The sequence below is a fragment of the Streptomyces sp. NPDC013317 genome, from assembly GCF_055563155.1.
On sequence record NZ_JBVHDX010000002.1, the window covers coordinates 499,721 to 524,972 of the forward strand.

Annotated in this window: 26 protein-coding genes and 1 pseudogene; 11 read left to right on the forward strand and 16 right to left on the reverse strand. The window is 70.9% G+C overall.

Annotation, left to right across the window (positions count from 1 at the left end):
• Positions 1-2: 2 nt before the first annotated feature.
• Together ACZ3IJ_RS06965 and ACZ3IJ_RS06970 are read right to left on the reverse strand one after the other, a co-directional pair.
• Complete coding sequence (locus ACZ3IJ_RS06965; protein ID WP_467466628.1) at positions 3-2,183, reverse strand: VMAP-C domain-containing protein; 2,181 nt, start codon at positions 2,181-2,183, stop codon at positions 3-5.
• Positions 2,180-2,716: a CU044_2847 family protein gene (locus ACZ3IJ_RS06970; RefSeq protein WP_467466629.1), complete on the reverse strand. Its 537-nt coding sequence runs from the start codon at positions 2,714-2,716 to the stop codon at positions 2,180-2,182. The genes ACZ3IJ_RS06965 and ACZ3IJ_RS06970 overlap by 4 nt, the downstream gene beginning before the upstream one ends.
• 96 nt (positions 2,717-2,812) lie before the next feature.
• On the opposite strand from ACZ3IJ_RS06970, the gene ACZ3IJ_RS06975 reads away from it, so the two are divergent.
• Positions 2,813-2,995: a DUF6104 family protein gene (locus tag ACZ3IJ_RS06975; protein ID WP_037695221.1), complete on the forward strand. Its 183-nt coding sequence runs from the start codon at positions 2,813-2,815 to the stop codon at positions 2,993-2,995.
• A 126-nt stretch (positions 2,996-3,121) separates the two neighbouring features.
• On the opposite strand, the gene ACZ3IJ_RS06980 is transcribed toward ACZ3IJ_RS06975, so the two are convergent.
• Positions 3,122-3,952, reverse strand: a complete 831-nt coding sequence (locus ACZ3IJ_RS06980; protein WP_467466630.1) for a hypothetical protein — start codon at positions 3,950-3,952, stop codon at positions 3,122-3,124.
• A 148-nt stretch (positions 3,953-4,100) separates the two neighbouring features.
• Here ACZ3IJ_RS06980 and ACZ3IJ_RS06985 point away from each other — a divergent pair, with 148 nt between their 5' ends.
• On the forward strand, positions 4,101-4,961 hold the full coding sequence (locus ACZ3IJ_RS06985) for a DUF4097 family beta strand repeat-containing protein (RefSeq protein ID WP_467466631.1): 861 nt from the start codon (positions 4,101-4,103) through the stop codon (positions 4,959-4,961).
• 1 nt (position 4,962) lies between these two features.
• Positions 4,963-5,850 (forward strand): PadR family transcriptional regulator, encoded by an 888-nt coding sequence (locus tag ACZ3IJ_RS06990; RefSeq protein WP_467466632.1) that lies wholly within the window; start codon positions 4,963-4,965, stop codon positions 5,848-5,850.
• A gap of 30 nt (positions 5,851-5,880) precedes the next feature.
• Here ACZ3IJ_RS06990 and ACZ3IJ_RS06995 read toward each other — a convergent pair.
• The 3 genes and pseudogenes from ACZ3IJ_RS06995 to ACZ3IJ_RS07005 all read right to left on the reverse strand — a co-directional run.
• Positions 5,881-7,245: pseudogene (locus tag ACZ3IJ_RS06995) on the reverse strand (cellulase family glycosylhydrolase); the annotation flags it as partial.
• A gap of 164 nt (positions 7,246-7,409) precedes the next feature.
• On the reverse strand, positions 7,410-8,375 hold the full coding sequence (locus tag ACZ3IJ_RS07000; RefSeq protein WP_467466633.1) for a zinc-binding dehydrogenase: 966 nt from the start codon (positions 8,373-8,375) through the stop codon (positions 7,410-7,412).
• 357 nt (positions 8,376-8,732) lie between these two features.
• A complete protein-coding gene (locus tag ACZ3IJ_RS07005) occupies positions 8,733-9,941 on the reverse strand; it encodes an NAD(P)-dependent malic enzyme (protein ID WP_467466634.1) in 1,209 nt (402 codons plus the stop codon).
• Between the two features lie 536 nt (positions 9,942-10,477).
• Between ACZ3IJ_RS07005 and ACZ3IJ_RS07010 the strand changes: the two genes are divergently transcribed.
• The 3 genes from ACZ3IJ_RS07010 to ACZ3IJ_RS07020 are packed head-to-tail and all read left to right on the forward strand — an operon-like array spanning position 10,478 to position 13,178.
• Positions 10,478-11,443, forward strand: a complete 966-nt coding sequence (locus ACZ3IJ_RS07010) for an ABC transporter substrate-binding protein (RefSeq protein ID WP_391798492.1) — start codon at positions 10,478-10,480, stop codon at positions 11,441-11,443.
• Positions 11,444-11,472: 29 nt separating this feature from the next.
• A complete protein-coding gene (locus tag ACZ3IJ_RS07015) occupies positions 11,473-12,420 on the forward strand; it encodes an amino acid ABC transporter permease (protein WP_467466636.1) in 948 nt (315 codons plus the stop codon).
• A gap of 5 nt (positions 12,421-12,425) precedes the next feature.
• Positions 12,426-13,178 (forward strand): amino acid ABC transporter ATP-binding protein, encoded by a 753-nt coding sequence (locus ACZ3IJ_RS07020; protein ID WP_467466956.1) that lies wholly within the window; start codon positions 12,426-12,428, stop codon positions 13,176-13,178.
• Positions 13,179-13,240: 62 nt separating this feature from the next.
• Here ACZ3IJ_RS07020 and ACZ3IJ_RS07025 read toward each other — a convergent pair whose 3' ends face one another.
• The gene (locus ACZ3IJ_RS07025; protein ID WP_467466638.1) at positions 13,241-14,005 is read right to left on the reverse strand and encodes a class I SAM-dependent methyltransferase; all 765 of its coding nucleotides are present in this window, start codon (positions 14,003-14,005) and stop codon (positions 13,241-13,243) included.
• A gap of 94 nt (positions 14,006-14,099) precedes the next feature.
• On the opposite strand from ACZ3IJ_RS07025, the gene ACZ3IJ_RS07030 reads away from it, so the two are divergent.
• Positions 14,100-14,729 (forward strand): CGNR zinc finger domain-containing protein, encoded by a 630-nt coding sequence (locus tag ACZ3IJ_RS07030; RefSeq protein ID WP_467466639.1) that lies wholly within the window; start codon positions 14,100-14,102, stop codon positions 14,727-14,729.
• Here ACZ3IJ_RS07030 and sodX read toward each other — a convergent pair.
• Entirely contained in the window at positions 14,633-15,067 is a 435-nt protein-coding gene (gene sodX, locus ACZ3IJ_RS07035) for a nickel-type superoxide dismutase maturation protease (protein WP_391798578.1), read from the reverse strand. The two genes, ACZ3IJ_RS07030 and sodX, sit on opposite strands and share 97 nt — an antisense overlap.
• A 150-nt stretch (positions 15,068-15,217) precedes the next feature.
• Between sodX and sodN the strand changes: the two genes are divergently transcribed.
• The gene (sodN, locus tag ACZ3IJ_RS07040; RefSeq protein ID WP_352187010.1) at positions 15,218-15,613 is read left to right on the forward strand and encodes a superoxide dismutase, Ni; all 396 of its coding nucleotides are present in this window, start codon (positions 15,218-15,220) and stop codon (positions 15,611-15,613) included.
• Positions 15,614-15,953: 340 nt separating this feature from the next.
• Positions 15,954-17,087 (forward strand): hypothetical protein, encoded by a 1,134-nt coding sequence (locus ACZ3IJ_RS07045; protein WP_467466640.1) that lies wholly within the window; start codon positions 15,954-15,956, stop codon positions 17,085-17,087.
• A gap of 36 nt (positions 17,088-17,123) precedes the next feature.
• Here ACZ3IJ_RS07045 and ACZ3IJ_RS07050 read toward each other — a convergent pair whose 3' ends face one another.
• The 4 genes from ACZ3IJ_RS07050 to ACZ3IJ_RS07065 form a co-directional block, all read right to left on the reverse strand.
• Positions 17,124-19,844, reverse strand: a complete 2,721-nt coding sequence (locus ACZ3IJ_RS07050) for an ATP-binding protein (protein WP_467466641.1) — start codon at positions 19,842-19,844, stop codon at positions 17,124-17,126.
• Between the two features lie 11 nt (positions 19,845-19,855).
• Entirely contained in the window at positions 19,856-20,227 is a 372-nt protein-coding gene (locus ACZ3IJ_RS07055; RefSeq protein WP_467466642.1) for a hypothetical protein, read from the reverse strand.
• Positions 20,228-20,327: 100 nt separating this feature from the next.
• Positions 20,328-20,642: a GNAT family N-acetyltransferase gene (locus tag ACZ3IJ_RS07060; RefSeq protein WP_467466643.1), complete on the reverse strand. Its 315-nt coding sequence runs from the start codon at positions 20,640-20,642 to the stop codon at positions 20,328-20,330.
• The gene (locus ACZ3IJ_RS07065; RefSeq protein ID WP_467466644.1) at positions 20,639-21,595 is read right to left on the reverse strand and encodes a LysR family transcriptional regulator; all 957 of its coding nucleotides are present in this window, start codon (positions 21,593-21,595) and stop codon (positions 20,639-20,641) included. The genes ACZ3IJ_RS07060 and ACZ3IJ_RS07065 overlap by 4 nt, the downstream gene beginning before the upstream one ends.
• 239 nt (positions 21,596-21,834) lie before the next feature.
• On the opposite strand from ACZ3IJ_RS07065, the gene snpA reads away from it, so the two are divergent.
• Positions 21,835-22,491 (forward strand): snapalysin, encoded by a 657-nt coding sequence (gene snpA / locus ACZ3IJ_RS07070; protein ID WP_467466645.1) that lies wholly within the window; start codon positions 21,835-21,837, stop codon positions 22,489-22,491.
• A gap of 134 nt (positions 22,492-22,625) precedes the next feature.
• Positions 22,626-23,084: a group II truncated hemoglobin gene (locus ACZ3IJ_RS07075; RefSeq protein ID WP_467466646.1), complete on the forward strand. Its 459-nt coding sequence runs from the start codon at positions 22,626-22,628 to the stop codon at positions 23,082-23,084.
• A 96-nt stretch (positions 23,085-23,180) separates the two neighbouring features.
• Here ACZ3IJ_RS07075 and ACZ3IJ_RS07080 read toward each other — a convergent pair whose 3' ends face one another.
• Genes ACZ3IJ_RS07080 through ACZ3IJ_RS07095 form a run of 4 tightly spaced genes read right to left on the reverse strand, consistent with a single transcriptional unit; the run spans position 23,181 to position 25,149 of the window.
• Entirely contained in the window at positions 23,181-23,702 is a 522-nt protein-coding gene (locus ACZ3IJ_RS07080) for an SMI1/KNR4 family protein (protein WP_467466647.1), read from the reverse strand.
• A gap of 16 nt (positions 23,703-23,718) precedes the next feature.
• The gene (locus tag ACZ3IJ_RS07085; RefSeq protein ID WP_467466648.1) at positions 23,719-24,156 is read right to left on the reverse strand and encodes a DUF6304 family protein; all 438 of its coding nucleotides are present in this window, start codon (positions 24,154-24,156) and stop codon (positions 23,719-23,721) included.
• Positions 24,157-24,198: 42 nt separating this feature from the next.
• A complete protein-coding gene (locus tag ACZ3IJ_RS07090) occupies positions 24,199-24,540 on the reverse strand; it encodes a hypothetical protein (RefSeq protein ID WP_467466649.1) in 342 nt (113 codons plus the stop codon).
• A gap of 27 nt (positions 24,541-24,567) precedes the next feature.
• Positions 24,568-25,149, reverse strand: coding sequence for a dihydrofolate reductase family protein (locus ACZ3IJ_RS07095; RefSeq protein ID WP_467466650.1), 582 nt, complete (start codon positions 25,147-25,149; stop codon positions 24,568-24,570).
• Positions 25,150-25,252 lie beyond the last annotated feature (103 nt).

Below are 25,252 nucleotides of genomic sequence, written 5' to 3' on the forward strand. Positions count from 1 at the left end.
GGTCACCACTCCTCCTCGCCGAGCATGAGCGGTCCCTGGAGCGGATCCTCGCGCGGAGGCCGGTCGGGCGGATCGAAGAGCACGGCGAGATGCTCGGCCCAGGCGTGCTCGGAGCGCGCGGGCGGCTCGGGGGCCCCGACCGGACCGGTGTCCGGACCGGTGTCCGGACCGGTGTCCGGACCGGTGTCCCAGGAACGCTCCGTGCCCACGCCCGTGGTCACGTCCATGGCAACGTCCGTGCCCATGAGGTCCGCGTCCGCGGCCACCCGCTTCCGCAGCGAGATGACCGGCCCGTGGAGCGCCTCGGCCCTCCCGACCTCCAGGAGCAGCCCGTCCGCCCGCTCGTGGAACTCGGCGCAGTCCGCGTGGTCGTGGGCCCCACTGCGCCACAGGGCGATGGGGTGCCCGGCGGCGAGCGCGGCCGCCATGGCCCTGAGCCCGTCGCCGCTGCCCACGGGGCCGCAGTAGACCGGCACCGAGCCGTCGTCGGCCTCGGAGAGCCGTACCCAGGCCTGGCGCGGGGACTCGCGGCGGGTCCGTGCCGCGTGGGCGGCGTCCCCTCCCGCCGTGAGCACCTCGGCGCGCAGCGGTACCGCCCGCAGGGGCCCGAGACCGGCCGTCCGCCAGCGCGTGTGCCACTCGGGCGCCGGCGGCCGCTTGTTGCGGGCGGCGTCCCGTATGACGACGATCCGCCGCTGACCGAGCGGCAGTGAGCGCTCGTCGAACAGCTCGTCGTCGGGCGAGAGCCGCCAGGTGTCGAGCGGTTCGTCGAAGAGTTCGCGCGGCAACAGCGCCTCCACGGAGGCGAGATGCTCCCCGCGGTCGCCCCGCGCCAGCGCGTCCGCCAGCGGCTCGCGCAGGGTGTCCCTGAGCCGCTCGCGCTCGACGCCCTCGTCGTCCCCGTGCAGCGGCGTGATCGTGTGCCCGTCGAAGAGGAGCTTCACCCGCCAGGGGAACTTCCGGCCGTACGGAGGGGTGTCGATCTCCACCAGGACGTCGGCCCGTGCTCCGGCCTCACGCACCGGCCGGCTCCCGGCGGGGCGGCCGGCCGCCAGCAGGGCGGCGATGGCCTGGCGGGTGAGCAGCGGCGTCCCGGCGGCGGCGTCGGTCACCCAGTCGGCCAGGTTCCGGACCGCCCGGCTCTCCCCGTGCCGCTCCCTGACGTGCCGGGCGACCTCCGCCGCGTACACGAGGACGGCGTTCAGTCCGAGACCGGAGGCGGTCTCCTCCTCCTGGTGCGGATCGTGGAGTTCGTGCAGCAGTCCGACGCCCTCGCGCCAGGTCCGCGGGGCGACTTCGAGCACGGGGCGTAAGTCGTGGCCGGCCGTCACCCTGCGGGCCTCGTCGACGAGGTGCAGCACGTCTCCCGGCCCGGTGGGCCGGGGCAGTTCGGCGAGCCGTCCGTAGAGATGGATCCGGCGCCCGAGGTCGAGGCCGCCCTGGGTGCTGGGCGAGCGGTGCCGGAGCTGCGCCCTGGTCCAGTCGGGCGCGCCGGAGAGCGAGCGGTAGCGGGCGAGGTGGTGCCGGTCGTGCTCGCGCATCACCTCGGAGAGCACCTCGCCGCCGCGCTCCCGGTAGAGCCGGCGCAGGGAGGTGATGGGGACGGCGGCGCCCTCGTCCGCGCCGCGCCCCTTGTTGAGGCCGATGACGACCGCGCGGTCGAGGTCGACCACGGGTCCGCCGGAGAGCCCCTCCACGGGCTGTGTACCGCGCAGCAGGAGGGCATCGCCGTCGACGCCGTGGACCTCGCCGACGGCTTCGCGGATGCCGAGCCGGCCGGTCACCCGGGACCAGCCGTGCAGGCCGACCGGGATGGGCTCGGCGATCACGGGCCTGCGCTCACTGAGCCGTACGCAGCTCGCGTCCCTGGCGTCGGGGACGCGGACGAGCGCGAGGTCGGGGAAGTCCCATCGGTGGAGCTCCTCCTCGGGCACGGTGGGGCGCGGGCTGGCCAGGACGACCTCGCCGGTCGTCACGCCGCCGTCCCAGACGATGCCGACGGCCCGCTCGCCTTTCCACACCGCGCTTCCCCCCTTTGCCACGACATGGGCGCAGGTCAGCACCCAGCCGGGGGCGATGAAGAAGCCGGTGCCCCAGTACCGGTCGCCGAGCGGGTCATACCCGTCTCCGGGAGCCGCGACGCGTACCAGTGCGGGGCGCACGAGTGATTCGAAGGCGCTCATACGGCGCCATCGGCCGCCGGGCGGTGGCGCGGTCCGGTGTCGGGCGCCGGCGCGGGACCGGGCACGCGCGCGGGCGCGGATCCGGGTCCCGGAGCGGGTCCCGATCCCGGCGCGGGTCCGGGTCCGTGCGCGGGTCCGGGTCCGGGTCCGGGCGCCTCGGCGAGGTCGGCGCCGAGACCCGGGCCCGTGGGCGGGCCGGCGTCGGGGCCCGGTTCGGTCCAGGTGAGCGAGACCGATATCGAGGCCGTACCGCCGCCCTCCGCGAGGACGCTGATCACCTTGCCCGCCTGGGCGGAGAGTTCGATGCCGAAGCTGACGGAGACCTCGACCGGCGACTGCGGGTCGAGCCCGTCCCGCAGCGAGCCGACGACCCCGCGCACGACGTCGGTGAGACCCCCGGCCATCGAGATCACCCGGTCGCCGATGCCGGTGTCCGTGAAGCCGCCGCCCCGGCCGAGTTCCTCCGGCTCGCTGATGCGGGCCCAGACAGGTGTGCCGTCGTCCAGTCGTACCCGAGCGATCCCGTGCGTCACAGCGGCCCCCCGCTCCCCGAAACGATGATGAAGAAGGCTAATCGCTGCCACCGACGAGCGCGAGGGTCCGTCGGGAGCACGGCCTATCCTGATCGCATGTACTTCACCGACCGTGGCATCGAGGAACTGGAGAAGCGGCGAGGCGAGGAGGAGGTCTCCTTCGAGTGGCTCGCCGAGCAGCTCCGTACGTTCGTCGATCTCAACCCCGACTTCGAGGTGCCGGTCGAGCGCCTCGCGACCTGGCTGGCGCGTCTGGACGACGAGGACGAGGACGAGTAGGGACGAGAGGGCCCCTCTCCGGGGCCGCTGACCGACGGTCCTGCCGGTCGGAGCGGCGGACCGGCCCACGCCCCTCCGCCCCGGCGCACCGGGCCCGCCACCGCACGGTCGCGGCCGCACTCTCGGTCAGGCGGTGACCGGCAGGTCACCGCGCAGCCGGTCGTACGCGAGTCCCAGCGCGCCGTGCGCGACCAGCAGCACCCCCGCCGTCGTCCAGCCCCCGCTGCGGCGGGCGACTCCCCAGGCGAGCAGCGGCAGCCCCGCCCCGAGTTGCACCGCGCCGAGCAGCCGGGCCCTGGGGCCACGGAGAAACGGGCCGAGCGGACCGCCCTCCACCGCGTCGAGTTCGGCGCGCACGGCGTCTCGCCAGCCGGCCCATTCGAGCTCCTCCGCCCCCTGTGCCAGGGCGACGGAGCGCAGCCGGTCCGCACTCTCCCCGGGGGTGAGGCCGGTGGGCAGGGCGAGGCCGACGCGGGCGAGGACGGCGGTCAGGCCGACGAGCCTGGCGTGCGCGTCGGCGTCCTTGTCCGGTCCGGTGAGCGGCTCCAGGGCCTGGAGATCGAGGACCGGATCGAGGGCCAGGCGGGCCGCGAACGTGCGCATGGCCTCGTCCTCGCCGACCGGGGTGCCGTCCGCGAGCCAGGTGTAGCCGACGGTGCGGCGGAACCCGGAGGCGAGGACGAAGCCGGCCCGGTCCGCGTCCCACCACAGCGCGAGAACGGGCCAGGTGGCGGCGGAGACGGCCAGGGCGGTGGCCCAGCCGCTGACGACCCGTTCGACCGGCTCACCACCGTGGAGCCAGGGCTTCCCCTCCGGGACGACGACGCTCCATTCGGTACCGGCCGGGGCGAGGAGGAGCTCTTCGCGCAGCAGTTGGGCCGGTGGGCGGACCGTCGACGGCTCGGCGCGGCAGAGCAGCAGAGCGCCGACGAGGCTCGATCCGGATGTCGCGTTCATGGGCCTTACGCTAGGGCAGTTTGTCCACATAAGAGGGTTATTGATCGTTCGCGTCCACACCGAACGGGGGTTGACTTCCGCGTACCGCGATATATCGTGTCTATCGAGGACGCGATATGTTGCGTCACCGATACGGGAGGTCAGCACGATGACAGAGTGGTCCGTGGCCGAGCCGACGAGACTCATGCTGACCGACCCTGTGGGCCGCCTCCAGGTGCGTGTCGTCGGCGGGACGGTGAATGTGGTGGGCACCGCCGAGAGCACCGCCCGCCTGGAGGTGTCCGAGATCCAGGGCCCTCCGCTGATCGTGACCCAGGAGGGCTCCACCCTCACCGTCACCTATGAGGACCTGCACTGGCAGGGCTTCCTCAAGTGGTTCGACCGCAAGGGGCACCGCCGCCGGGCCGTCGTGTCGGTGGCCGTCCCGGCCGGTACGGACGTCGAGGTGGGCGTGGTGAACGCGGGCGCGGTCATCTCCGGCATCAAGGGGCGTACGGACGTCAAGGGGGTCACGGGCGACACCACACTCGTCGGGCTCTCCGGCCCGGTGCACGCGGAGAGCGTCTCCGGCTCCCTGGAGGCCCAGTCGGTCACGGGGGCACTCAGGGTCAACACGGTGACGGGCGATCTGACGGTCATCGACGGCTCGGGATCCTCCGTCCGCGCCGACTCGGTCAGCGGCGACATGGTGATCGACCTCGACGCCGTCGACCTGGACGGCCCGCCGGCCGACATCCGGCTGACGAGCGTCTCGGGCGAGGTCGCCATCCGGATCCCGCATCCGTCGGACGCCCGGGTCGAGGCGAGCACGACGAGCGGCTCCGTCTCCAACGCCTTCGACGACCTCCGGGTCTCCGGGCAGTGGGGGACCAAGACCATCACCGGCACGCTGGGCGAGGGCCGGGGCACGCTCAAGGCCACGACGGTCTCCGGCTCGATCGCCCTCCTGCGCCGCCCGGACCCGGTCGGCTCCGACGACCTCGACCACGCCTCCGGAAAGGTGCTGTGACATGCCGCCCGTCTTCGCCCACGGCCGACTGCGCCTCTACCTGCTCAAGCTCCTCGACGAGGCCCCACGCCACGGCTACGAGGTGATCAGGCTCCTGGAGGAGCGCTTCCACGGGCTGTACGCCCCCTCCGCCGGCACGGTCTACCCCCGGCTCGCCAAGCTGGAGGCCGAGGGTCTGGTCACGCACGCCACGGAGGGCGGCCGCAAGGTGTACTCGATCACCGACGCGGGCCGCGCGGAGCTGGCGGGCCGCGGCGGCGAACTGGACGACCTGGAGCGGGAGATCCGCGAGTCGGTCTCCGAGCTCGCCGCCGAGATCCGCGACGACGTGCGCGGGGCGGCGGGCAAGCTGCGCAGCGAGATGCGCGCGGCGGCGAGCGAGACCCGGCAGAAGGGCTCCTCGTTCGGCGACGCCAAGGAGGAGCTGCGCCGCGCCAAGCAGGAGTGGAGGGAGCAGACGCGCCAGGCCCGCGAGGAGGCGCAGTCGGCGCGCAGACAGGCGAAGGAGTTCCAGCGGATCGCCCAGCAGGTCCAGGAGCAGGTCCAGGACCGGTTCGCGCGCGGCGACTGGCCGTCGGGCGTCTGGGAGGGCATCTCGGACATCACCGCCCAGCTGGGCGGCCTGGTCACGGGTACGACGCACCCCAAGGCGTCGGGCCGTGCCACCTCCCCGGAGGAGGCCGTCTCGGACTGGGCCGTGACGGTCGAGCCCACCGGCGAGCCGGCCCGCGATCTCGACCGGCTCCTGGACCGTTTCCGCGACGACGTGCGCGACGCGGCCCGGGACCACGGGGTCACGTCGGCCCAGCTGGCCGAGGCCCGCCGCCATCTGTCCACGGCGGCGGACCGGATCGCCTCGGTGCTGCGCCCGGAGCGCAAGGACGCCTAGGGCGACACCTTCTGACGGGTGGCGGGGCTCCCGGGTGACCGTCACCGTCACCCGGGCCCCGGGCGCCGCGATCACCCGGGCCCTGCCCGCGCCCTCGCGGAGCACCACCGCCTTTCCCCGGGCCGTCACCTGCCAGGCGCCCGGGGGAAGCGACAGCTCGGTGACCCGGCTGCCGCGCCGTGACGACTCGTACGCGAGGCGGTAGACGCCCGCCCCGGAGTCGTACGAGGAGGAGGCGACCGTGCCCGCGACCGCCTCCGCGTAGGGCTCGGCCGTCAGCTCCTTGTTCGTACGGAAGGCCGCGGCGCCGTCCACCGCGCAGTACCCGCCGCCGTGGCACCAGACATAGCCGGCCCACCCACTGCCATACCGGCCGAGGGAGGCCATCGCCTCACGGTAGAAGCGCTTCATGTTCGGCAGGGAGTTGTTGAGCGGCCCCCACTCCCCCACGACGACCGGGACCTCGTACTCACGCGGGTACCGGGTCACCGCCTGCTCGTACGCCTCGATCCAGCCCGCCGAGGGGTCGTAGTCGGCTCCCGCCTCCATGGCGGTGTTGTAGAAGTGCGGGGCGTAGACGACCTTCCGGTCCTCGATCCTGCCGAGGCCGGTCGGCACGCCCTCGCCGACGATCGGCGTCGGCTCGACGAAGATCCAGGTGTCGCGGTCGACCGAACGGACGGCGTCCGCGAGCCGGTTGTACATCGGAGTCAGCTGCTCCCGTTCGATCCGGCGGGCGGCGTCCGGCAGGTCCTCGCCCTCGCGCAGCTCTCCCATCGGCTCGTTGATCAGGTCGTAGCCGAGGACGGCCGGATGGTCCTCGGAGCGGTCGGCGAGCACGCGCCACATCGCCGCCTGGGCCCGTCGCAGGTCCTCGTCCTCGTAGAGATGGGTGAAGGCGCGCTGCACGGCCGGCTCGAAGTACTCGGCGAACCAGTCGTCCGGGTGCGGGGTGAAGGGCAGGCCGTCCGTCCTGGTGGCCCAGGCCGGCACGCCCCGGTGGCCGAAGGCGGGGCCGAAGACGTCCTGGTGGGCGTCGATGAGGACATGGACGTCGTACTTCTCCGCCCAGTCCAGCACGCGCTCGATCTTCCGCAGGTAGGCCTCGCTGTAGCGGCCGCGGCTCGGCTCCAGGTCGTCCCAGAAGACGAGCAGCCGGGCGAAGTTGAAGCCCTTGGCCCGCATGTCCCTGAAGTGGCGCTCGGTGACGGCGCTGAGGGCCTGGTCCCCGCGGTTGACCTTGTCCTCGACGTTCCAGCCGCGCAGGGTGAGGGCGCGGCCGCGGTCGTCCGTGACGGCGGGTATGCCGGTCGCCGGCGTCCCGGGGTCGGCGCGGGCGGCCGTGGGGGCCAGGAGCGCGGCGACGACGGCGCCGACGGCAAGGGCCGTCCGCAGTGGTCGCGACCCCCGCGACGATCGAGATGTGCGTGACGTCCACGGATTTCGTGTCGTTCGCGGCGTTCGTGTCGTTCGCGGTGTTCGGGGCAACGGAACCTCCGGCACGGGGCGCTCGCGGTGAGCGCGGTGCCGGAGATCCCATCAGCAGATCTGACGCTCCATCAAGACGTCGTCAGGACGATCTTCCCGAAGAGCTCGCCCGAGGCCATCTTCTCGAAGCCCTCGCGCGCCCGGTCCAGAGGCAGCACCTCGTCGATCACCGGCCGTACGCCCGTGGCGGCACAGAACGACAGGAGGTCCTCCAGCTCGTCCTTGGTGCCCATGGTGGAGCCGACGACCTTCAGCTCCAGGAAGAAGATCCGGGTCAGCTCGGCGTGCGAGGGGCGGTCGCCGCTCGTGGCGCCCGAGATCACCAGGCTGCCGCCGGGCCGCAGCGACTTGACCGAGTGCGACCAGGTGGCGGCGCCGACGGTCTCGATGACCGCGTCCACCCGCTTCGGCAGCCGCGCGCCCGGCTCGTACGCCTCGACGGCGCCGAGCTCGACGGCCCGCTTCCGCTTGGCCTCGTCCCGGCTGGTGGCGAAGACCCGCAACCCGGCGGCCTTGCCCAGCACGATGGCGGCGGTGGCGACCCCGCCGCCCGCGCCCTGCACGAGGACCGAGTCGCCGGGGCGCACGCCCGCGTTGGTGAAGAGCATGCGGTACGCGGTGAGCCAGGCGGTCGGGAGGCAGGCGGCCTCCTCGAAGGAGAGCTCCTTGGGCTTGGGGAGCACGTTCCAGGACGGCACGGTGACGCGCTCGGCGAAGGTGCCCTGGTATCGCTCGGTCAGGATGGAGCGGGGCTCGTCGGGGCCGACCCCGTGGCCGGACTGGCCGATGACGGAGTGCAGGACGACCTCGTCGCCGTTCTCGTCGATGCCCGCGGCGTCGCAGCCGAGGATCATCGGCAACTTCTCCTCGGGCAGCCCGACACCGCGCAGCGACCAGAGGTCGTGGTGGTTGAGCGAGGCGGCCTTGACGGTGACGGTGGTCCACCCGGGACGTACCTCGGGCTCGGGTCGTTCCCCCAGCTCGAGGCCGTTCAGGGGCTGGTCGCGGTCGATTCGGGCGGCGTAGGCAGCGAACATGGGCCGAGCGTAGGGTCCGCCACCCGCGCGGCGGAACCACGCACGGCTGTGACACACGCATCAGCGCGTGACGACCGGAAGACCCGTACAGCCGCCGGTCGCGCGTCCACCCGACGCCGCGGCGGCGCAGCGACCGCGCACCGCACGGTGCGGGCCGTCCGATCCCTCACGCCCCGCACCGTTCGGGGCCGTCCGACGCCTCACGCCCCCGCACCGTTCGGGACCGTCCGATCCCTCACGCCCCGCACCCAGCCCCCGCGCCGTGTACGGGGCCCGCCGGAGGGGCCTCCGCCGGGCCCCGTACACGGCGAAGGGCCGCCCCGGGGTCGGGACGGCCCTTCGCGGTGTACGGGCGCGTCAGCGGCGCGCCACGCCCTCGGCGCGGGCGGCGGCGGCGACCGCGGCCGCGACGGCCGGGGCGACGCGCTCGTCGAACGGCGACGGGATCACGCACTCGGCGGAGAGCTCGTCGGCGACCACGCCGGCGATCGCGTCCGCGGCGGCGATCTTCATGCCCTCGGTGATCCGGGAGGCGCGGACCTGGAGGGCGCCCGCGAAGATGCCCGGGAAGGCGAGCACGTTGTTGATCTGGTTCGGGTAGTCCGAACGGCCGGTCGCCACGACGGCCGCGTACTTGTGCGCGACGTCGGGGTGGACCTCCGGGTTCGGGTTGGCCATGGCGAACACGAACGCGTTCGGCGCCATGGACGCGACCGCGGCCTCGGCGACCGTACCGCCGGAGACGCCGATGAAGACGTCCGCGCCGGCCAGGGCGGTCTCCAGGGTGCCGGAGAGGCCGGCCTTGTTCGTGATCTCCGCGAGCTCGCGCTTGACCGGGGTCAGGTCGTCCCGGTCCAGGCTGACGATGCCCTTGCGGTCCGCGACCGCCACGTCGCCGAGCCCCGCCTCGAGCAGGAACTTGGCGATGGCGACACCCGCCGCACCGGCGCCGGAGATGACTCCGCGCAGGTCACCGAGGGTACGGCCGGTCAGCTTCGCCGCATTGCGGAGCGCGGCGAGGGTGACGACGGCGGTGCCGTGCTGGTCGTCGTGGAAGACGGGGATGTCCAGGCGCTCCTGGAGCTTGCGCTCGATCTCGAAGCACCGCGGCGCCGAGATGTCCTCGAGGTTCACTCCACCGAAGGACGGCGCGAGCCTGACGACGGTCTCCACGATCTCGTCGGTGTCCGTGGTCGCGAGCGCGATCGGCACCGCGTCCACGCCGCCGAACTGCTTGAAGAGGATCGCTTTCCCCTCCATGACCGGAAGCGAGGCCTCCGGGCCGATGTCGCCGAGTCCGAGCACCGCCGTACCGTCGGTCACGACCGCGACGACCTGGGACTTCCAGGTGTAGTCGTGGACCAGTTCCGGCTGCTCGGCAATCGCGGTGCACACCTTGGCGACGCCGGGCGTGTACGCGAGGGACAGGTCGTCCTTGTCGCGGAGCGGCACCGTGGCCGAGATGGCCATCTTGCCGCCGCGGTGCAGCGCGAAGGCCGGATCGAAGGGCTCCTGAGCCCCATCCGTACCACTGTCGCTGCGAGGATTGACGATCTCCGCTGCCATTGGGTTGACCCCTTAAGTCTTCTTCATTTGAGGGTGGCCACTCCTGGTTGAGGAGGGGTGGGCGGGTCCCGCGGTCGCCGTGTCTGGCAACCGCGCGGGCGCGCCGCACAACGCGCCCTGAGCCCCGGATGAGGGGTGTAAGGATCCTTCTTACCGGACGTACATCACCGTAGACGAGTCCAATACGGAGCGGTGATGTGGCTCATACAGCCGTATTGGCACCTTGCGCACACCAGGCGCGTCGCCTGATGTCCGGATACGTTCGGCCGTAGACCGAATCGTGGTATTCGTGTCGTCCGAATGGCGAGATCAACCGCAGATTTTCCGGCGGTAACAAGAAATCTCGGGAGAAGGTCCGGCCTTGATGTACCGGCCTGTCGGGATTCGGGGGTCACCCGTTATCCGATTTTGACATGCGAGGCCGTCCGATTCGGGCGGTCCGAATGGCAAGATGCGCGTAATCACACGAGGTCGCGACACCCGAAGGTGCGTGCGCGGCCTATGGCAACTCCCTCACAAGCCGGAGGAACCCGACCATGACCGCACGCTCCACGCGCTGTACGACCGCCAAGACCCGCACCTCCCGTCTTGCCGCGGTCGCCGCCATCGCGGTCGCCGGCTCCATGCTGCTGACCGCCTGCGGCGACCAGACCGAGGGCGGCTCGACCCCCGAGGGCGGCACGACCAGCGGCGCCGCCAGCAACGCGCCCCTCTTCTCGAAGCTGCCCGCCGACATCCAGAAGTCCGGTGTCGTCAAGGTCGGCACGGACGCCTCCTACGCCCCGATGGAGTACACCGAGGGCGGCAAGATCGTCGGTGTCGACCCCGACATCGCCGAGGCGCTCTCCAAGCAGCTGGGTGTGAAGTTCGTGTTCACCTCCGGCACCTTCGACGGCCTGATCACCTCGCTGGAGACCGGCCGCCAGGACCTGATCATGTCCTCGATGACGGACAACAAGAAGCGTCAGGAGGGTCTGGACGACGCCGGGAAGAAGATCGGCAAGGGCATCGACTTCGTCGACTACTTCAGCTCCGGCGTCTCGCTCCTCGTGAAGAAGGGCAACCCGCAGGGGATCAACTCCCTCGACGACCTGTGCGGCAAGACGGTCGCCGTCCAGCGCGGCACCATCTACGAGGACACCTTCAAGGCTCAGGCCGAGAAGTGCGGCGCGAACAAGCTCACCATCCAGGCGTTCGACACCGACGCCGAGGCCCAGACCCGCGTCAAGGCCGGCGGCGCCGTCGCCGACCTGAACGACTACCCGGTCGCCGCGTACATCGCGAAGACCTCGGGCGGCGGCAACGACTTCGAGGTCGTCGGCAGCCAGAGCGACGTCGGCCTCTTCGGCATCGGCGTCTCCAAGGACGACACCCAGCTGCGTGACGCCGTCAAGGAAGCACTCGACGCGATCATCAAGGACGGCTCGTACGAGAAGGTCCTGGAGAAGTGGGACGTCGCCGACAGCGCCGTCAAGCAGGCCACCGTCAACGCCGGCCAGTGATCACCACGCTCCGCTGAAGGGCAGTCATCGTGACTGACAAGATCGACAAGGGTCCGGCCGACAGTCCGGTCGGGCCCGGCGCCTCGGGCACCCCCTACGAGGCGATCAAGGCAATCCCCGTGAGGCACGTCGGCCGCTGGATCAGCGCCGTCGTCGTCGTCGCGCTGCTCGGCTGGCTCGTCTACGCCTTCTCCCAGGGCAACGTCATCTGGGACACGGTCTGGGACAAGCTGTTCGACCCGTCGGTCCTCGAGGGCCTCGGGAACACGATCATCATCAGCGTCGCCTCCATGGCGCTGGGCCTCGTCCTCGGCGTCGTCTTCGCCGTGATGCGGCTGTCGAAGAACCCGGTGACCGGCGCGGTCGCCTGGCTCTACATCTGGTTCTTCCGCGGCACGCCGGTCTACGTCCAGCTGCTGGTCTGGTTCAACCTGTCGCTGATCTTCGAGTACATCAACCTCGGACCGATCTACAAGAACGAGACCGTCGACGTCATGACGCCGTTCATGGTCGCGCTCCTGGGCCTCGGCCTGAACGAGGGCGCGTACATGGCGGAGATCGTCCGGGCCGGCATCCAGTCGGTCGACGAGGGCCAGACCGAGGCGGCGCACGCGCTCGGCATGTCCCAGACGAGGACCATGCGCCGGATCGTTCTTCCGCAGGCGATGCGGGTGATCGTGCCGCCGACGGGCAACGAGTTCATCAACCTGCTGAAGACCTCGTCGCTGGTCTCGGCGGTGCAGTACACGGAGCTCCTGAGGGCCTCCTCGAACATCGGCAGCACGGCCGGTGCCGTCATGGAGATGCTCTTCGTGGCGTCGATCTGGTACCTGGCTCTGACCAGTGTGTTCAGCGTGGGTCAGTACTACCTGGAGCGGCACTTCTCGCGTGGTTCGCTGCGGTCCCTGCCGCCGACCCCGCTCCAGCGCCTGCGGGCCAACCTGAACATGTTCCGCCGCACGGAGGTGACCAAGTGACCGCCATGGTGAAGGCCGAGGGCGTCCACAAGTCCTACGGCGCCGCGCACATCCTGCGGGGCATCGACCTGGAGGTCGCTCCCCGTGAGGTCTTCTGCCTGGTCGGGCCCTCGGGCTCGGGCAAGTCGACGTTCCTGCGGTGCATCAACCACCTGGAGCGGATCGACGGCGGCCGGCTCTCGGTCGACGGCGAGCTGGTGGGCTACCGCCAGAAGGGCGACAAGCTCTACGAGCTGAAGGACAGCGAGGTCGCGGCCCAGCGCCGGGACATCGGCATGGTCTTCCAGCGGTTCAACCTGTTCCCGCACATGACGGCCCTGGCCAATGTCATGGAGGCGCCGATCCAGGTGAAGGGCGAGTCGAGGGCCGTGGCCCGCGAGCGCGCCGAGCGGCTCCTGGACCGGGTCGGCCTGGCCGACAAGGCCGGGAACTACCCCTCGCAGCTCTCCGGCGGCCAGCAGCAGCGTGTCGCCATCGCCCGCGCGCTGGCGATGGAACCGAAGCTGATGCTCTTCGACGAGCCGACCTCCGCCCTCGACCCCGAGCTGGTGGGTGACGTCCTGGACGTCATGCGCGACCTCGCCGAGGACGGCATGACGATGATCGTCGTCACCCACGAGATGGGCTTCGCCCGCGAGGTCGGCGACAACCTCGTCTTCATGGACGGCGGCGTCGTCGTCGAATCCGGCCACCCCCGCGACGTCCTGGGCAACCCCCAGCACGACCGCACCAAGGCATTCCTCTCCAAGGTGCTCTAGCCGGCAGGGGGAAGGGGCGGTACGGGTTCCCGTACCGCCCCTTCCCCGTACACACGGTCGGGTTACCTCACGGCCAGCACGAGCGTGTCCGAGGGCGAGGCCCAGACCGGCCGGGCCTCGGCGAAGCCGGCGGCGCGGAGGATCTCCGCGTGGCGGCGGGCGGACGGCATGTCGCCGTCGGCGTGCTCGCCGTAGATCTCGAAGCGGCGGGCGGTCGGTCCGGCGAGGACCGGGTCCTTGGCGGCGACGGCCCACCACTCGGCCCAGTCGAGGGCGCCGGCGGCCCTGGCGCGGTCCATGACGGCGTGGCGGTGGGCGCGCTCGGCGGCGTTGATCCGGGGGGTGGTCTCGTCGATCATGTGGTCGGCGTTCATGAAGACACCGCCGTCCCGGACGAGGCCGGCGAGCTGCCCGTAGAGCGCGGTGAGCGGCTCGGTGTGCAGCCAGTGCAGTGCGGTGGCGGTGAGCACGGCGTCGTACGAGTCGTACGGAAGTGCCGTGGCCCACTCGGGGTCCTTGAGGTCGGCGGTCACGAAGGTGACGCGGTCGTCGCCCTCGAAGTACCCCTCGGCGATGGCGAGGAGCGCGGGGTCGAGGTCGACGCCGACGCTGGTCGCCTTCGGGAACCGCTTGAGGAGCCGATCCGTAATACTCCCTGTACCGCACGCCAGGTCCAGGACGCGGGGCTCCGGCCCCACCACGGCCTCGACCATGTCGAGCATCACGCGGAACCGCTCCTCGCGGTCCGGCATGTACCACTCCTGCTGGCGGTCCCAGCTCTCCTGCCAGGCCGCCCAGTCGGTTCCGGTCGTCGCCGCGTCCGTCATCGCTCTACCTCGCCCTCTTCGTAATACTCTCGAAGGGGGAACGTCCATTACCCCCTCCGCACCCGACCCTAGACCTCCGCAGTAAGGACTACAAGTGGAACTGGCCTATTACTCGGATTACGCCGTGCGTCTGGTCAACACCGAGGAACCGGCCCGCGGCAAGGACTCCCTGACGTCGGTCGAGGCGGTCCGGGAGCTGTTCGGCGCGGCCTCCCAGATGGCCCGGCGCGTGACGGACGCCGACGTGACGCGCTTCCGTTCGGTACGGGGCCGGCTGCGCGCGGTCTTCACCTCGGCCGACGACGGCGACCACACCCAGGCGGTGGACCTGCTGAACTCACTGCTCCTGGAGTTCCCCGTCAGCCCGCAGATCTCGGGCCACGACTACCTGGACGACGAGGGCCACCCGCGCTGGCACATGCACCTCGCCGATCACCCGTCGAACGCGACGGCGGGCTTCGCCGCGATCGCGGCGATGGGGCTGGCCTTCCACCTGACGGAGTTCGGCGCCGACCGGCTGGGCCTCTGCCAGGCGACACCGTGCCGCAACGCCTACCTCGACACCTCGACCAACCGCTCCCGCCGCTACTGCTCGGACCGCTGCGCGACCCGCGCCAACGTGGCCGCCTACCGGGCCCGCAAGCGCCTGGAGGCCGAACGGCCGGACCGGACCGGCCTCAGCGCGGAGAACAGCCAGGAGACGACGACCGCCACCGAGCGCTGACGCCCGGGCGTGACGGGCCGGTACCGCGCCCGTACGCGTCCGAGGACCAGCTCGGCCGGCACGGCGCCGAAGACCCGGCTGTCGCCCTCGGCATCCGGGTTGTCCCCGAGCACCCACCAGCCGGCGCCCTGTCGCTCGATCAGACGCTTCACGATGAGCAGATCCTGCTGGAGCGGGTGACGCAGCACGGCCACGCTGCCGGGCCGCAGCCGCCCGCCGTAGTGCACGAGGAGCTGGTCGCCGTGGAGCAGCGTGGGCACCATCGACACCCCCGTCACCTCGGCGATCCCGAACAGAGGCCCGGCCTCCCGCCCCGGCTCCCGCCCCGCGTCCGTCATTCCGGCACCTCCCGATCCGATCGTCCACTCGTACACGAGTCCCATGGTGACCCTGGACTTTTGTCCTAAGCCCTAGGGGGCGCTCGCGAAAACAGCCTTCTCGGGGAGTAATCTCCCACCTGAGAAGACGATCACGAGGAAGGACAGCCAATGCTCTCCCGCCTGTTTGCCCCCAAGGTGAAGGTCAGCGCCCACTGCGACCTCCCCTGCGGTGTCTACGACCCGGCCCAGGCCCGGATCGAGGCCGAGTCGGTCAAGGCCGTCCAGGAGAAGTACCAGGCCAACGAGGACGCGCACTTCCGCGCGCGTGCCACGGTCATCAAGGAGCAGCGCGCGGAGCTCGCCAAGCACCACATCTCGGTGCTGTGGAGCGACTACTTCAAGCCCCCGCACTTCGAGAAGCACCCGGAGCTGCACCAGCTCATCAACGACACCCTGAAGGCCCTCTCGGCCGCCAAGGCGTCGACGGACCCGAAGACGGGCGAGAAGGCGCTGGAGCTCATCGCCGAGGTCGACCGCATCTTCTGGGAGACGAAGAAGGCCTGACCCCCGGTCACGCCCTCGGACCCACGGCCCCCCGGGCCGCAGGTCCCCAGCCCGCACCCGGCCCGCAGGCCGCCGAACCCGGCGTCCCTGACGGCCCGGGTGCGGTCTCTTTTCCGCCCGTCGACCGGCCGGGCCGGCCCGCGTCACCCCGGACCACACCGGGAACGGTGACGGAGCTTCCGGAGCCGTCGTACCGATCAGTCCCAGGAGGACGGCGGCTGGTCGACGCGACCGCCCCTGTGGGCTCCGGGGATGTGGTCACGCGCACCGGCGCGACGATGTGGCGGATCGCGACAGCCTCCTGGCCTGTGCGGTCGTGCCGCTCACTACGCTGGCAGTCGTGAACACGCCCTCGGCCCCGCGACTGACCCCGGAAGCCGCCCGCGCCCTGCACGGCGTGCTTCGAACCGAGATCGCTCCGGGCCTCACCGAGCGGGAGCTCGACGCGGTCGAGACGAGGTTCGGCTTCACCTTCTCGGCCGACCACCGTGTCTTCCTCGCCGCCGGGCTCCCGCACGGCTCGACAGGGTGGCCCGACTGGCGCAACGGAGACCCCGAGAACCTGGCCGCGCGGCTGGCGTGGCCGGTGGACGGTGTGCTCTTCGACGTGGAGCGCAACGGGTTCTGGCATCCCGACTGGCCGTCGCGGCCGGCGGACAGATCCGAGGCGCTGCGCGTCGCGAGGACCGAGCTGGAGACCGTGCCGCAACTGGTCCCGGTCTACGGGCACCGCTACCTCCCCGGCACGGCGGGCGGGCACGGTCACCCCGTCCTTTCCGTCTACCAGACCGACATCATTCTGTACGGGAACGACCTCGCCGACTACATCCAGTACGAATTCTCCGGCCGGTCGAGCAGCGTCCGCGCCCACGCGACCGTCGGCTTCTGGTCGTACTTCGTGGAGGGCGGACCGGGCATCGACGTCACCGCGCCCACACCGTTCACTCCGTACGCCATCACCGCGCAGGAGGCCGTCGATTGTTTCCGGATGCTGGCCCTGGAGCGCCTGATCGGCCGTCGGCACCACCCGGAGCAGCTCATCGAAGCCGGCCTGACGGCCTTGGTCCTCGGCCGCGAGACGGAGTCCCTCGCCCTCCTCGCCGGCCTCGCCCGCTCCGAGCACGAGCAGGCCGACGGCCTTTTCGACCAGGTGCTGGACGAACTGGGCCTGCTCCAGGACCTCCCGGCCGATACGACCGCCCTCCCCTGGGAAGCGGCCCGCTGGGAACTCGTGCGCTGGTGGCTCCGGCTGATCGTGAACGGCAGCCTGGCTCCCGGCGCCGGGGGTGACCTGATCACGTACGAAGGGTGGGGCTCTCTGGCCCACCCGCAGCAGCTCAGGCCACTGTTCGAGAAGACCGACGCCTACAACGACTGCGCGGCGACCCGACAGCGAGACCGGGAACACCTGGCAGAACAGATCGTCGAGGAGGCGGGCCGCCTGCTGGACGGGCCCTGGCCGCCGCTGGACTGACCTCGGCGTCTGAGGGCAGCCGGCGACGTGCAGCGATCAAGTCCGCAGGGCACCGACCTGGTCGTCCACCAGAAGACGAAGAAGGCCTGACTGACGGTCATGTGCGGCATCCTGGACCTGATGCTCCACCCCGAGCTCGTCGAAGAGGTCACGACCGGCAGCGAAGAGGCGTACCGCCTGCTTCGTCCGCCCCTGGGCGAGTTCCGCGGCGCCCAGAGCCATCATGCTCTCGGCCACGGCCACCTTGCTGCCCATGAACGACGAGACGTGCACGGCGCGTCTGGCCAGACGGACAGCCAGATCGCCATCCTGTTCCAGGAGCGCCGCGCGTGAACGCTCTCCGAGCGCCAGCCGCTCCCCTTGTGCGTTGCCGATTTCCCGGAAGGCCCGGACCGCCCTGGCCAGGCTGACATTCGCCTCGGCCACCGCGCCCTTCATCAGCATGAACACCCCGGCGAGCAGGAGACAGTTGGCCTGGCCCAGACGGCTCTCGAGGTGCCCATAGGCTGTCGCAGCGCGCGTCACATGTGCGAGTGCCTCGTCGAGAGCCCCTTGGTGGGCCAGCACCTGGGCGCTCAGCAGGTTCGTGTCGGCCACGCCGAGCTCGTTGCCGATGGAGGAGTACAGGGCCGCGGCATCGCGCAGCGATCCGTGGGCGGTGTCCGCATCACCCTCTGTCAGCTCCAGGAAGGACAGTTCCGCCCGGGACGCCGCCTCGCCCAGTCGGTCGCCGATCTCGCGGTAGAGACTCAGCGCTTCGTGAAGCGCGTTCCGGCCTTCCTTGGCACGCCCTTCGCGCAGATAGATCCCGCCTTCCTCTCGCAGGGCATTGGCCACGCCGAGTTTGAAGCCGAGGCCACGGTACTTCGAGACGGCCTGCCGGAGCGCCTCCCTGCTCTCGCCGAGCCGGCCGACCCTGCGCAGCGCGGTGCCGTGCTCCCAATGGACGTTGGCCTCCCCCAGTACGTCCCCGAGTTGCTCGTAGAGCTCCGCGGCCACGCTGAAGCATGCGGAGGCCGTGACGTAGTCGGCCTGCCGGGCCGCGACGGATCCCAGATGCAACTGGCAGTTCGCCCCGTTCTGGGTGTCACCCGTGGTCAGGCAGATGTCGAAGGCCTGCCTCAAGAGCTCTTTTGCTCTGCTGAGTTCGCTCCGCCGCTGCGACACGGTCCCCAGGAGAAGCAGAGCCTTGGCCTCCTCACGCCCGAGGTCCTCCTCGCGTGCGATCCTGAGCGCCTCTTCGGCGTCGGCGACCGCGTCGTCCAGACGGCCTTGGTGAAGGGAGATGTCGGACCTGAGCGTCAGGGCGTGGCTCACCAGGCCGGGCATCGTGCGGAGGAGGCCCTGGCGGACCTCGTGGGCGGTGACGAGCTCGATGACCCTGAGGCCTGAGTCGTAGTCGCATGCCATGTTCGCCGCCTGGAAGAGGCGGTGCCACTCCCCGTCCTTGCTCGTGTCGCCGGAGCAGAACCGGTGGTACAGCTCGTCCTCCAGATCACCCGAGCGGGAGAAGTAGGCGGCCGCCCGCCCGTGCCACTCCAGGAGCCTCAGCGGCTCCTGCCCCCCGAGGTGGCTGAGGATGGCACCGCGGACCATGGGGTGGAAATGCCACGACGACCTCTGCCGGTGAGCCCTGCGCAACTGGACGAACGAGTACGCGGTGAGGCTCTCGAACCAATCCTCACCCTGGAGAGGACCCTCCAGCACAGCGGCGATGGCCTCCTTGACCACGGACCTCAGGGTCGCCGCAGCGACGACGACGGCTCTCCTGTGCTCCGGGATACGGCTCAGAAACACATGGGGGAGCCACTCCTCGGCAGGGCGGTCACGTGCCGTCCGTTCAAGCTCGAAGAGGTCGATCTCGCCCCAGTCGAGGATCGCCGCGGTGTCGCTCAGCATGCTGGTCCAGCCGGGATGGCCCTTGCACAGGCGATAGACGGCCTGCTGGAACCCTGCGGCCGCCTGACCGCGCGAAGCCAGATAGGCGTCGCTGTCGGTCGGGGACCAGTTCCGCAACTCTCGCCGCCGGCAACGGATGCCGGGCTTCATCGGCACCTCCTCGCGGCCGGCGAGCACCAGTCTCAGGCCCTTCGCGCTGGTCAGGAGGTGCGGGACGAAGCGATTGGCGAACCAGTGCCCGATCCCGTGCGTGCCCCGGGCTCCTCCGCCGGCCTCGAAATGGGCGACCTCGTCGAGGTAGTGAAGACGCTCGGTGGTGTCCACGAACAGGACCTGACCGGACAGGTCCGCCTTCCGCAGGTCGTCACACAACGCCCGCACCAGCTTCGACCTGTTGAGCGCGCGGAGGTTCGCCAAGGGCTCCGTGATGCTGCCGGCGCTCAGGGAGACCGGAGAGTCGACGATCGACGAGCCGCCTCGGGCGATCACCGACGCCTTCAGCGTGATGTTGCGGGTGAGCAGCGCCTGTTCGTCGGCGTCGGCCCGGTCCGCCGCACGGCGGTAGGCGGGGGTTCCGGTTCCGCACCAACCACCGAGCACGTCGGCGAGCTCGTCCAGAAGCTCCCGAGCGGCGTCGGCGGAGTGGGACGAGGGAATCCGCCGACCGGCCGTGTACTCGAGGTCCACGACGTATCCGTCCTTGGGACAGCGCGCGGCGAGGTGTTCGACCAGAGTGGACTTCCCCTGACCCGCCACGCCCCAGTAGAGAAGCACGCGATCGTCACCCTGGAGGAACGCCTCGAATTCCGCCCTCTCGTCCTCGCGCCCCAGCAACGACCCGCCCGCGTGTTCCACCACGGTCCTCCCCCTCAGTGAACGGTGATGTCGCTGCCGCTGACTGCCCCTCGGCCGGAGGCATGCTGGGTCACCTCGGCGTCGCTGCCCACCGTCACGGTGCTTGCCTCGATGCTTCCGCCCTCAGCGGACCTGTCGACAGTGACGTGGGAAGCGGACGCCGCGACGTGGGTCGGCGAGTCGGCGATCCGCCCTCCATTCGTGGCGCGGACACGCACCGCGATCCGGCGCTCGGCGTTCTGGTCACGCGCGCGCACGAACTCAAGGGTGGCCCAGACGAGAGCGCACCCCACCGTGGCACCGATCAACGTCAGGCTCCATTGATCGGTCATCAGGTTCACACAGACGCTCACCAGCACGCCCGCCACGACGGACGCACCGGCCATGAGCCCACGATGGTGCAACACCCTTACCCCCGATATACGTAAGACCATCAGAATTACACACACATCACGGCACGTTGCGAAGCAACGGGCACGACATCCGTCACCGTGGCGGCTCCACCGGGAGGGTGTAGCGGAGCTCCGGGGCGCAGGTGGCGTAGCCGGCCAGGCGGCCGTTCGGGAGTTCGGCCACCAGGCAGCGCAGACGGGGAGGTTCCGGACCGAAGAGGAGACGGGCGAGGCGGTCCGTGAGGCCCGGGGCGGGCGGGGTCGCCTGCTCGTACGCGGCGTGGTCCGCGGCCAGTTCGGCGACCCGGTCGAGGTCCTCGGGCCGCGCGCGCCGTACCAGGGCACCGGCCGGTGGCGGCCTCTCCCCGGGGTGGCCCGGGTCGGGCGAGGTGTCTGCGCGGTCCGTCATGCCGTCATCATGCCCGCCCCCACCGACATCCCGCGGTGGCGGAGCCACCGGCGGTACGGCGCCGCGCGGTGCGCCGCCTCGCGGTACGCCTCCGCGAGGTCCGCGTACAGGGGTTCCAGGAGGGCTTCCTCGCGGGCGTAGAGCAGGAGGCGTACCGCCAGGGGGTCGTCGCGGAGGGGGCGGATCGCCATGTCCTCGCGTGGCAACGATGTCGGTTGGCAGGGCGCCACCGCCTCGCCGAGCGCGATCAGGGACGCCGCCGTGTGGTAGTCGCCGTGGAGCAGCGGCGGGTCGATGCCGGCCTCGCCCAGGACCCGTCGCAGACCGTCCCATTCGCCGTCCACCGTCGGGTCGACCATCCAGCGGTCCTCCGCCAGGTCGGCCAGCTCCACCACCGCCAGCGCGGCGGCCGGGTGGTCGCGGGCCAGCGCGACGAACTGCGGCTCCCGTTCGACCAGGACCCGGGCCAGCAGGCCGTCCGGCACCCGCAGTGGGCAGCCCTCGACCTCGTGGACGAAGGCGACGTCCAGCTGCCCCGCAGCGACCGACCGCAGCAGGGCGTTGGCGGAGACGTCCATGTGGAGTGCGATGTCCGTGCCGGTGAGGCCCTGACGGAGCCGGCGCAGCCAGCCCGGGAGGGCCCGGCTCGCCGTCGACCCGACCCGCAGGAGCGGCCCGTCGGTGCGCGCCGCCGCGGCCCTTGCCTCGGTGATCAGCGTGGCCATCTGGTCGACCAGCGGGCGGGCCCTGCTGAGCACCGAGCGGCCGAGGGGTGTGGGACGGCAGCCGGTGCGCCCGCGCGCGAAGAGCTCCGCGCCCAGGGAGTTCTCGATCCGGCGCAATTGTGTCGTCAACGAGGGTTGGCTCATGCCCAGTTGCCGTGCCGCCTTGTGCAGGCTGCCCGTCTCCGCGATGGCGCAGAGTACGCGCAGATGTCTCACCTCCAGCTCCATGCCCCGAGAGTAGGGCGGCACCCTGCGCCGCACCAGACACCCTCATCCCTGCAATTGGCGTGAAATCGGGGAGAGTTGGATGAACCGGAGCGGGATCGACCGGAGGGGGACGGCGCAGCGACGACCCTCCCGCGCACCCCGGTGGCGTGATGCGTTCGCGCTATCGCCTGCTGCCATCATCCGCACCCGCCCCGGCTCCCCCGACACTCTCCCCAACCGACCAGGAGGAGCCACCCCCCATGAGACACCCCAAGGTCCTCACCACCTCGCTCGCCGCCACCGTCGGCCTCGGACTCGCCGCCGCGCTGGGCGTCCCCACCGCCTCCGCCGCCGCACCCGTCGAATCCGTCGCCGCACCCGCCGGGTTCGCCGCGTACGAGGGGTCCGCCGAGGACGCCAGGGCGACCAAGGCCTTCCACGAGGCCGTGATGAAGTCCGTGGCGAAGAAGCGGGCCGCCAACCCCGGCGCGGCCGCCGTCACGGTCGTCTACAGCGCCTCCAACGCCCCGAGCTTCCGTACGCAGATCTCCCGGAGCACCCAGATATGGAACAGCTCGGTGGTCAACGTACGGCTGGTGGAGGGCAGCAACCCGGACTTCCGCTACTACGAGGGCAATGACTCGCGCGGGTCGTACGCCAGCACGGACGGCCACGGCAACGGGTACATCTTCCTCGACTACCGGCAGAACCAGCAGTACAACTCCACCCGTGTCACCGCCCACGAGACCGGGCACGTCCTCGGCCTCCCCGACCACTACTCGGGCCCGTGCAGCGAGCTGATGTCCGGCGGCGGGCCGGGCACCTCCTGCCAGAACGCCCAGCCCAACGCCCAGGAGCGGTCGCGCGTCGACCAGCTCTGGCGCAACGGCCTCGCCACGGCGTTCAAGGCGTCCTGACCGCCTGCCCGGACCGCGTCCCGGCGGGGCGGACGGCAGCGGCCGCCGTTCGCCCCGCCGAGAGCGAACATCCTTGGATCCGGGGCGTGTTACCTGAAAGCTGGGTGGACACATCCCGGATCCGGAGGCGTTTCATGACCGCCGAGCACACCGACACCCTGTACGAGGCAGTGGGCGGTGCCGACGCCCTGCGCCGGCTCTCCGAGACCTTCTACGAAGCGGTACTGGCCGACACCCTCCTCGCGCCGGTCTTCGCCGACTTCACCGCCGCCCACGTCGAGCACGTCGCCGTATGGCTGGCGGAGGTCTTCTCGGGGCCCGCCGCGTTCACGGCGGAGCTCGGCGGGCACCAGGCCCTGCTCCGTGCCCATCTCGGTCTGGGCATCACCGAGGAACAGCGGCTGCGGTGGATGGAGCTGATGACGGCGGCCGTGGAGAAGGAGCTCCCGGACGACGAACTGCTGCGGCGACGGGTCGTGGAGTACTTCGACTGGGGGACGCGGATCGCCAAGGACGTCTCGGCCTCGGCACCGGGCACGGACCTCGGCGACCCCGGCCCCACCCCGCGCTGGACCTGGGACGGCCTCGCCTGACCACGGTCGCACATGGCCGTGACCTCGCGTGACCACCGCCCCGCCACCCGGTGGTCTCTCCCGTCCTCGTGACGGGAGAGACCACCGGTCGCGTTCTCAGGGCAGGAAGGCCCAGAACGGCCCGTCAGGCGCGAGGTCGCGGGAGCACAGCGTGACGTCCCTGCCCTTGAGATAAGCCAGCAACCACGCGCCGAACGTCATCTCGTAGAGGGTCCAGGACGGACTGTCGAATTCCTGGACCACCACGCGCCACGGCGACGAGGCGTCGTCGGGAACGCGGAGGAAGATCGCCTCACCCGTCGTCGCCGACGCCACCGGGATCAGCTCTCCGGGGTTCGGCCCCACCGGACTCGGCAGGAACTCCACCATGTCGTCGTCGCGCCAGAGTTCCAGATTCCCCTGGATCTTCCTCCCGAGGCTGTGGAGGAGATGGCCAGCGGGGTGCGTCAGATACAGCTGTTTGTTGATCCCGATCGAACCGTAGGCGTCCACGATCTCGCGGAAGTCCGCGGGAAGCGCGACACCTAGCTCCTGCTCCAGTTCGGTCCACGGAGCCGGATCCGACCAGTTGAACCGGGGCTCGCCCAACAGGGCCTTGATCTCCGGAAGACTCGCCATCGCCGGGAGCCTCCCGTCAGGCCGTCTGCAGCAGCCGGCGCCCGAACGCCGCGCCCTGCGGCAGCTGGCGCCTCACCCGGTCGAGCGCCTCCTCGAAGTCGCCGCCCGCGATGCCCGACTCGTAGGCCGTCCCGCCGTAGTGCAGCGTCAGGCTCAGGTCCGCCCGCTCGCCGAGCGTCAGCAGGCAGCAGAGGGTGGCCTGCTGGGCGGTTCCGTCCAGCACGACGGGGAGCGGAAGGTCCCATTCCAGGACGCAGCCGGTGAGGGCCTCACCGTTCTTCTCCGCCGTCTCCGCCGTCTCCGCGGCGCGCAGGGCGGCGAAGCTCGCGCCCGTGTACTCGACTCCCCTGATGCGGGCGGACACCTGCCGTCCGTCCACCGTGATCACGATCGCTTCCGCGCCGTTGCGGTCCCGGTACCAGCCGGTCCAGACTTCCGTCGACTCCGATGACATGCGCGGACTGTAGCGGTCTGACCGGCTTCTTCGCGCGGCCGGTCACCCTGTGGCCGGACTTCTCCCGGTCTCGCCGTTCTTGCCGGTCACGTGCGGGGTAGCGGCTTCCGTGCCGTCCTCGGCGACTCCCGCGGGAACGCCGTTCGCCACCGCGCCCGCGGTCTCCCCCGCACCGTCGCCGGGCTCGTCGCCCTCGGCGTCGGCGCGCTCGGGCCGGACGTAGAGCCCGCACCGCGGGTTACGGCACGGCTGGACTTCCCACTCCGGCACCCAGGCCCCGAGGACCTTGTGCCGCTTCGCGACGATGCCGAGGGACTCTCCGCAGGCCGGGCATGTGGGCGTGGCCTGCGGGTCCCGAACCGTACGCGGGATTTCGCTGCCCATACCTCCCAGGGTAGGGCGCGCCCCTGGTCACCGCTTCCTGGTGTACGTACGGACGAGCACGCCGTTGTCGAAGGTCCGCACGGCGCCCAGTTCGAAGTCGCGGGGCTCGAACCCGGCGCCGAACATCGGCATTCCGGAGCCGTAGACCTGCGGGTACGTCTTGATGATGAGCTCGTCGATCTCCTCGATGAGCTCGCCCGCGACGACGGACCCGCCGCAGAGCCAGATGCCGAGCGGACTGTCCTCGGCCTTCAGCTCACGGACCCGGCCGACCAGGTCGTCGGCGATCAGCTCGACGTTCGGGTCGGGCGACTCGGTCAGCGAGCGACTCGCGACGATCTCCCTCATATGCCCGTACGGGCTGGTGACGCCGATGTCCAGGGCGAGCTGGTACGAGCCGAGGCCCTGAATGACGGTGTCGAAGTGCTTGTTGTCCGCGTCGATGCCCAACGACTCACGCCCCTGGGTGGGGATGGTCTCGGGGTACTCGGCGGCCATGAACCCCACGTACTCCGGGTCCAGGAACGCGAACATGGACGTGGCGTCGCCCTGGGGGTCGCCGATGAAGCCGTCGATGCTGCACGCGATGTAGTAGGTGAGCTTGCGCAAACCGGTCCTCTTCGTCTGTCGGATGTCCGAGATGTGCGGCCGCATTCGCAACCACGACGGCTATAGTGCTTCACCTGTAGTGGTTACGCAAGGGCTATCTTCC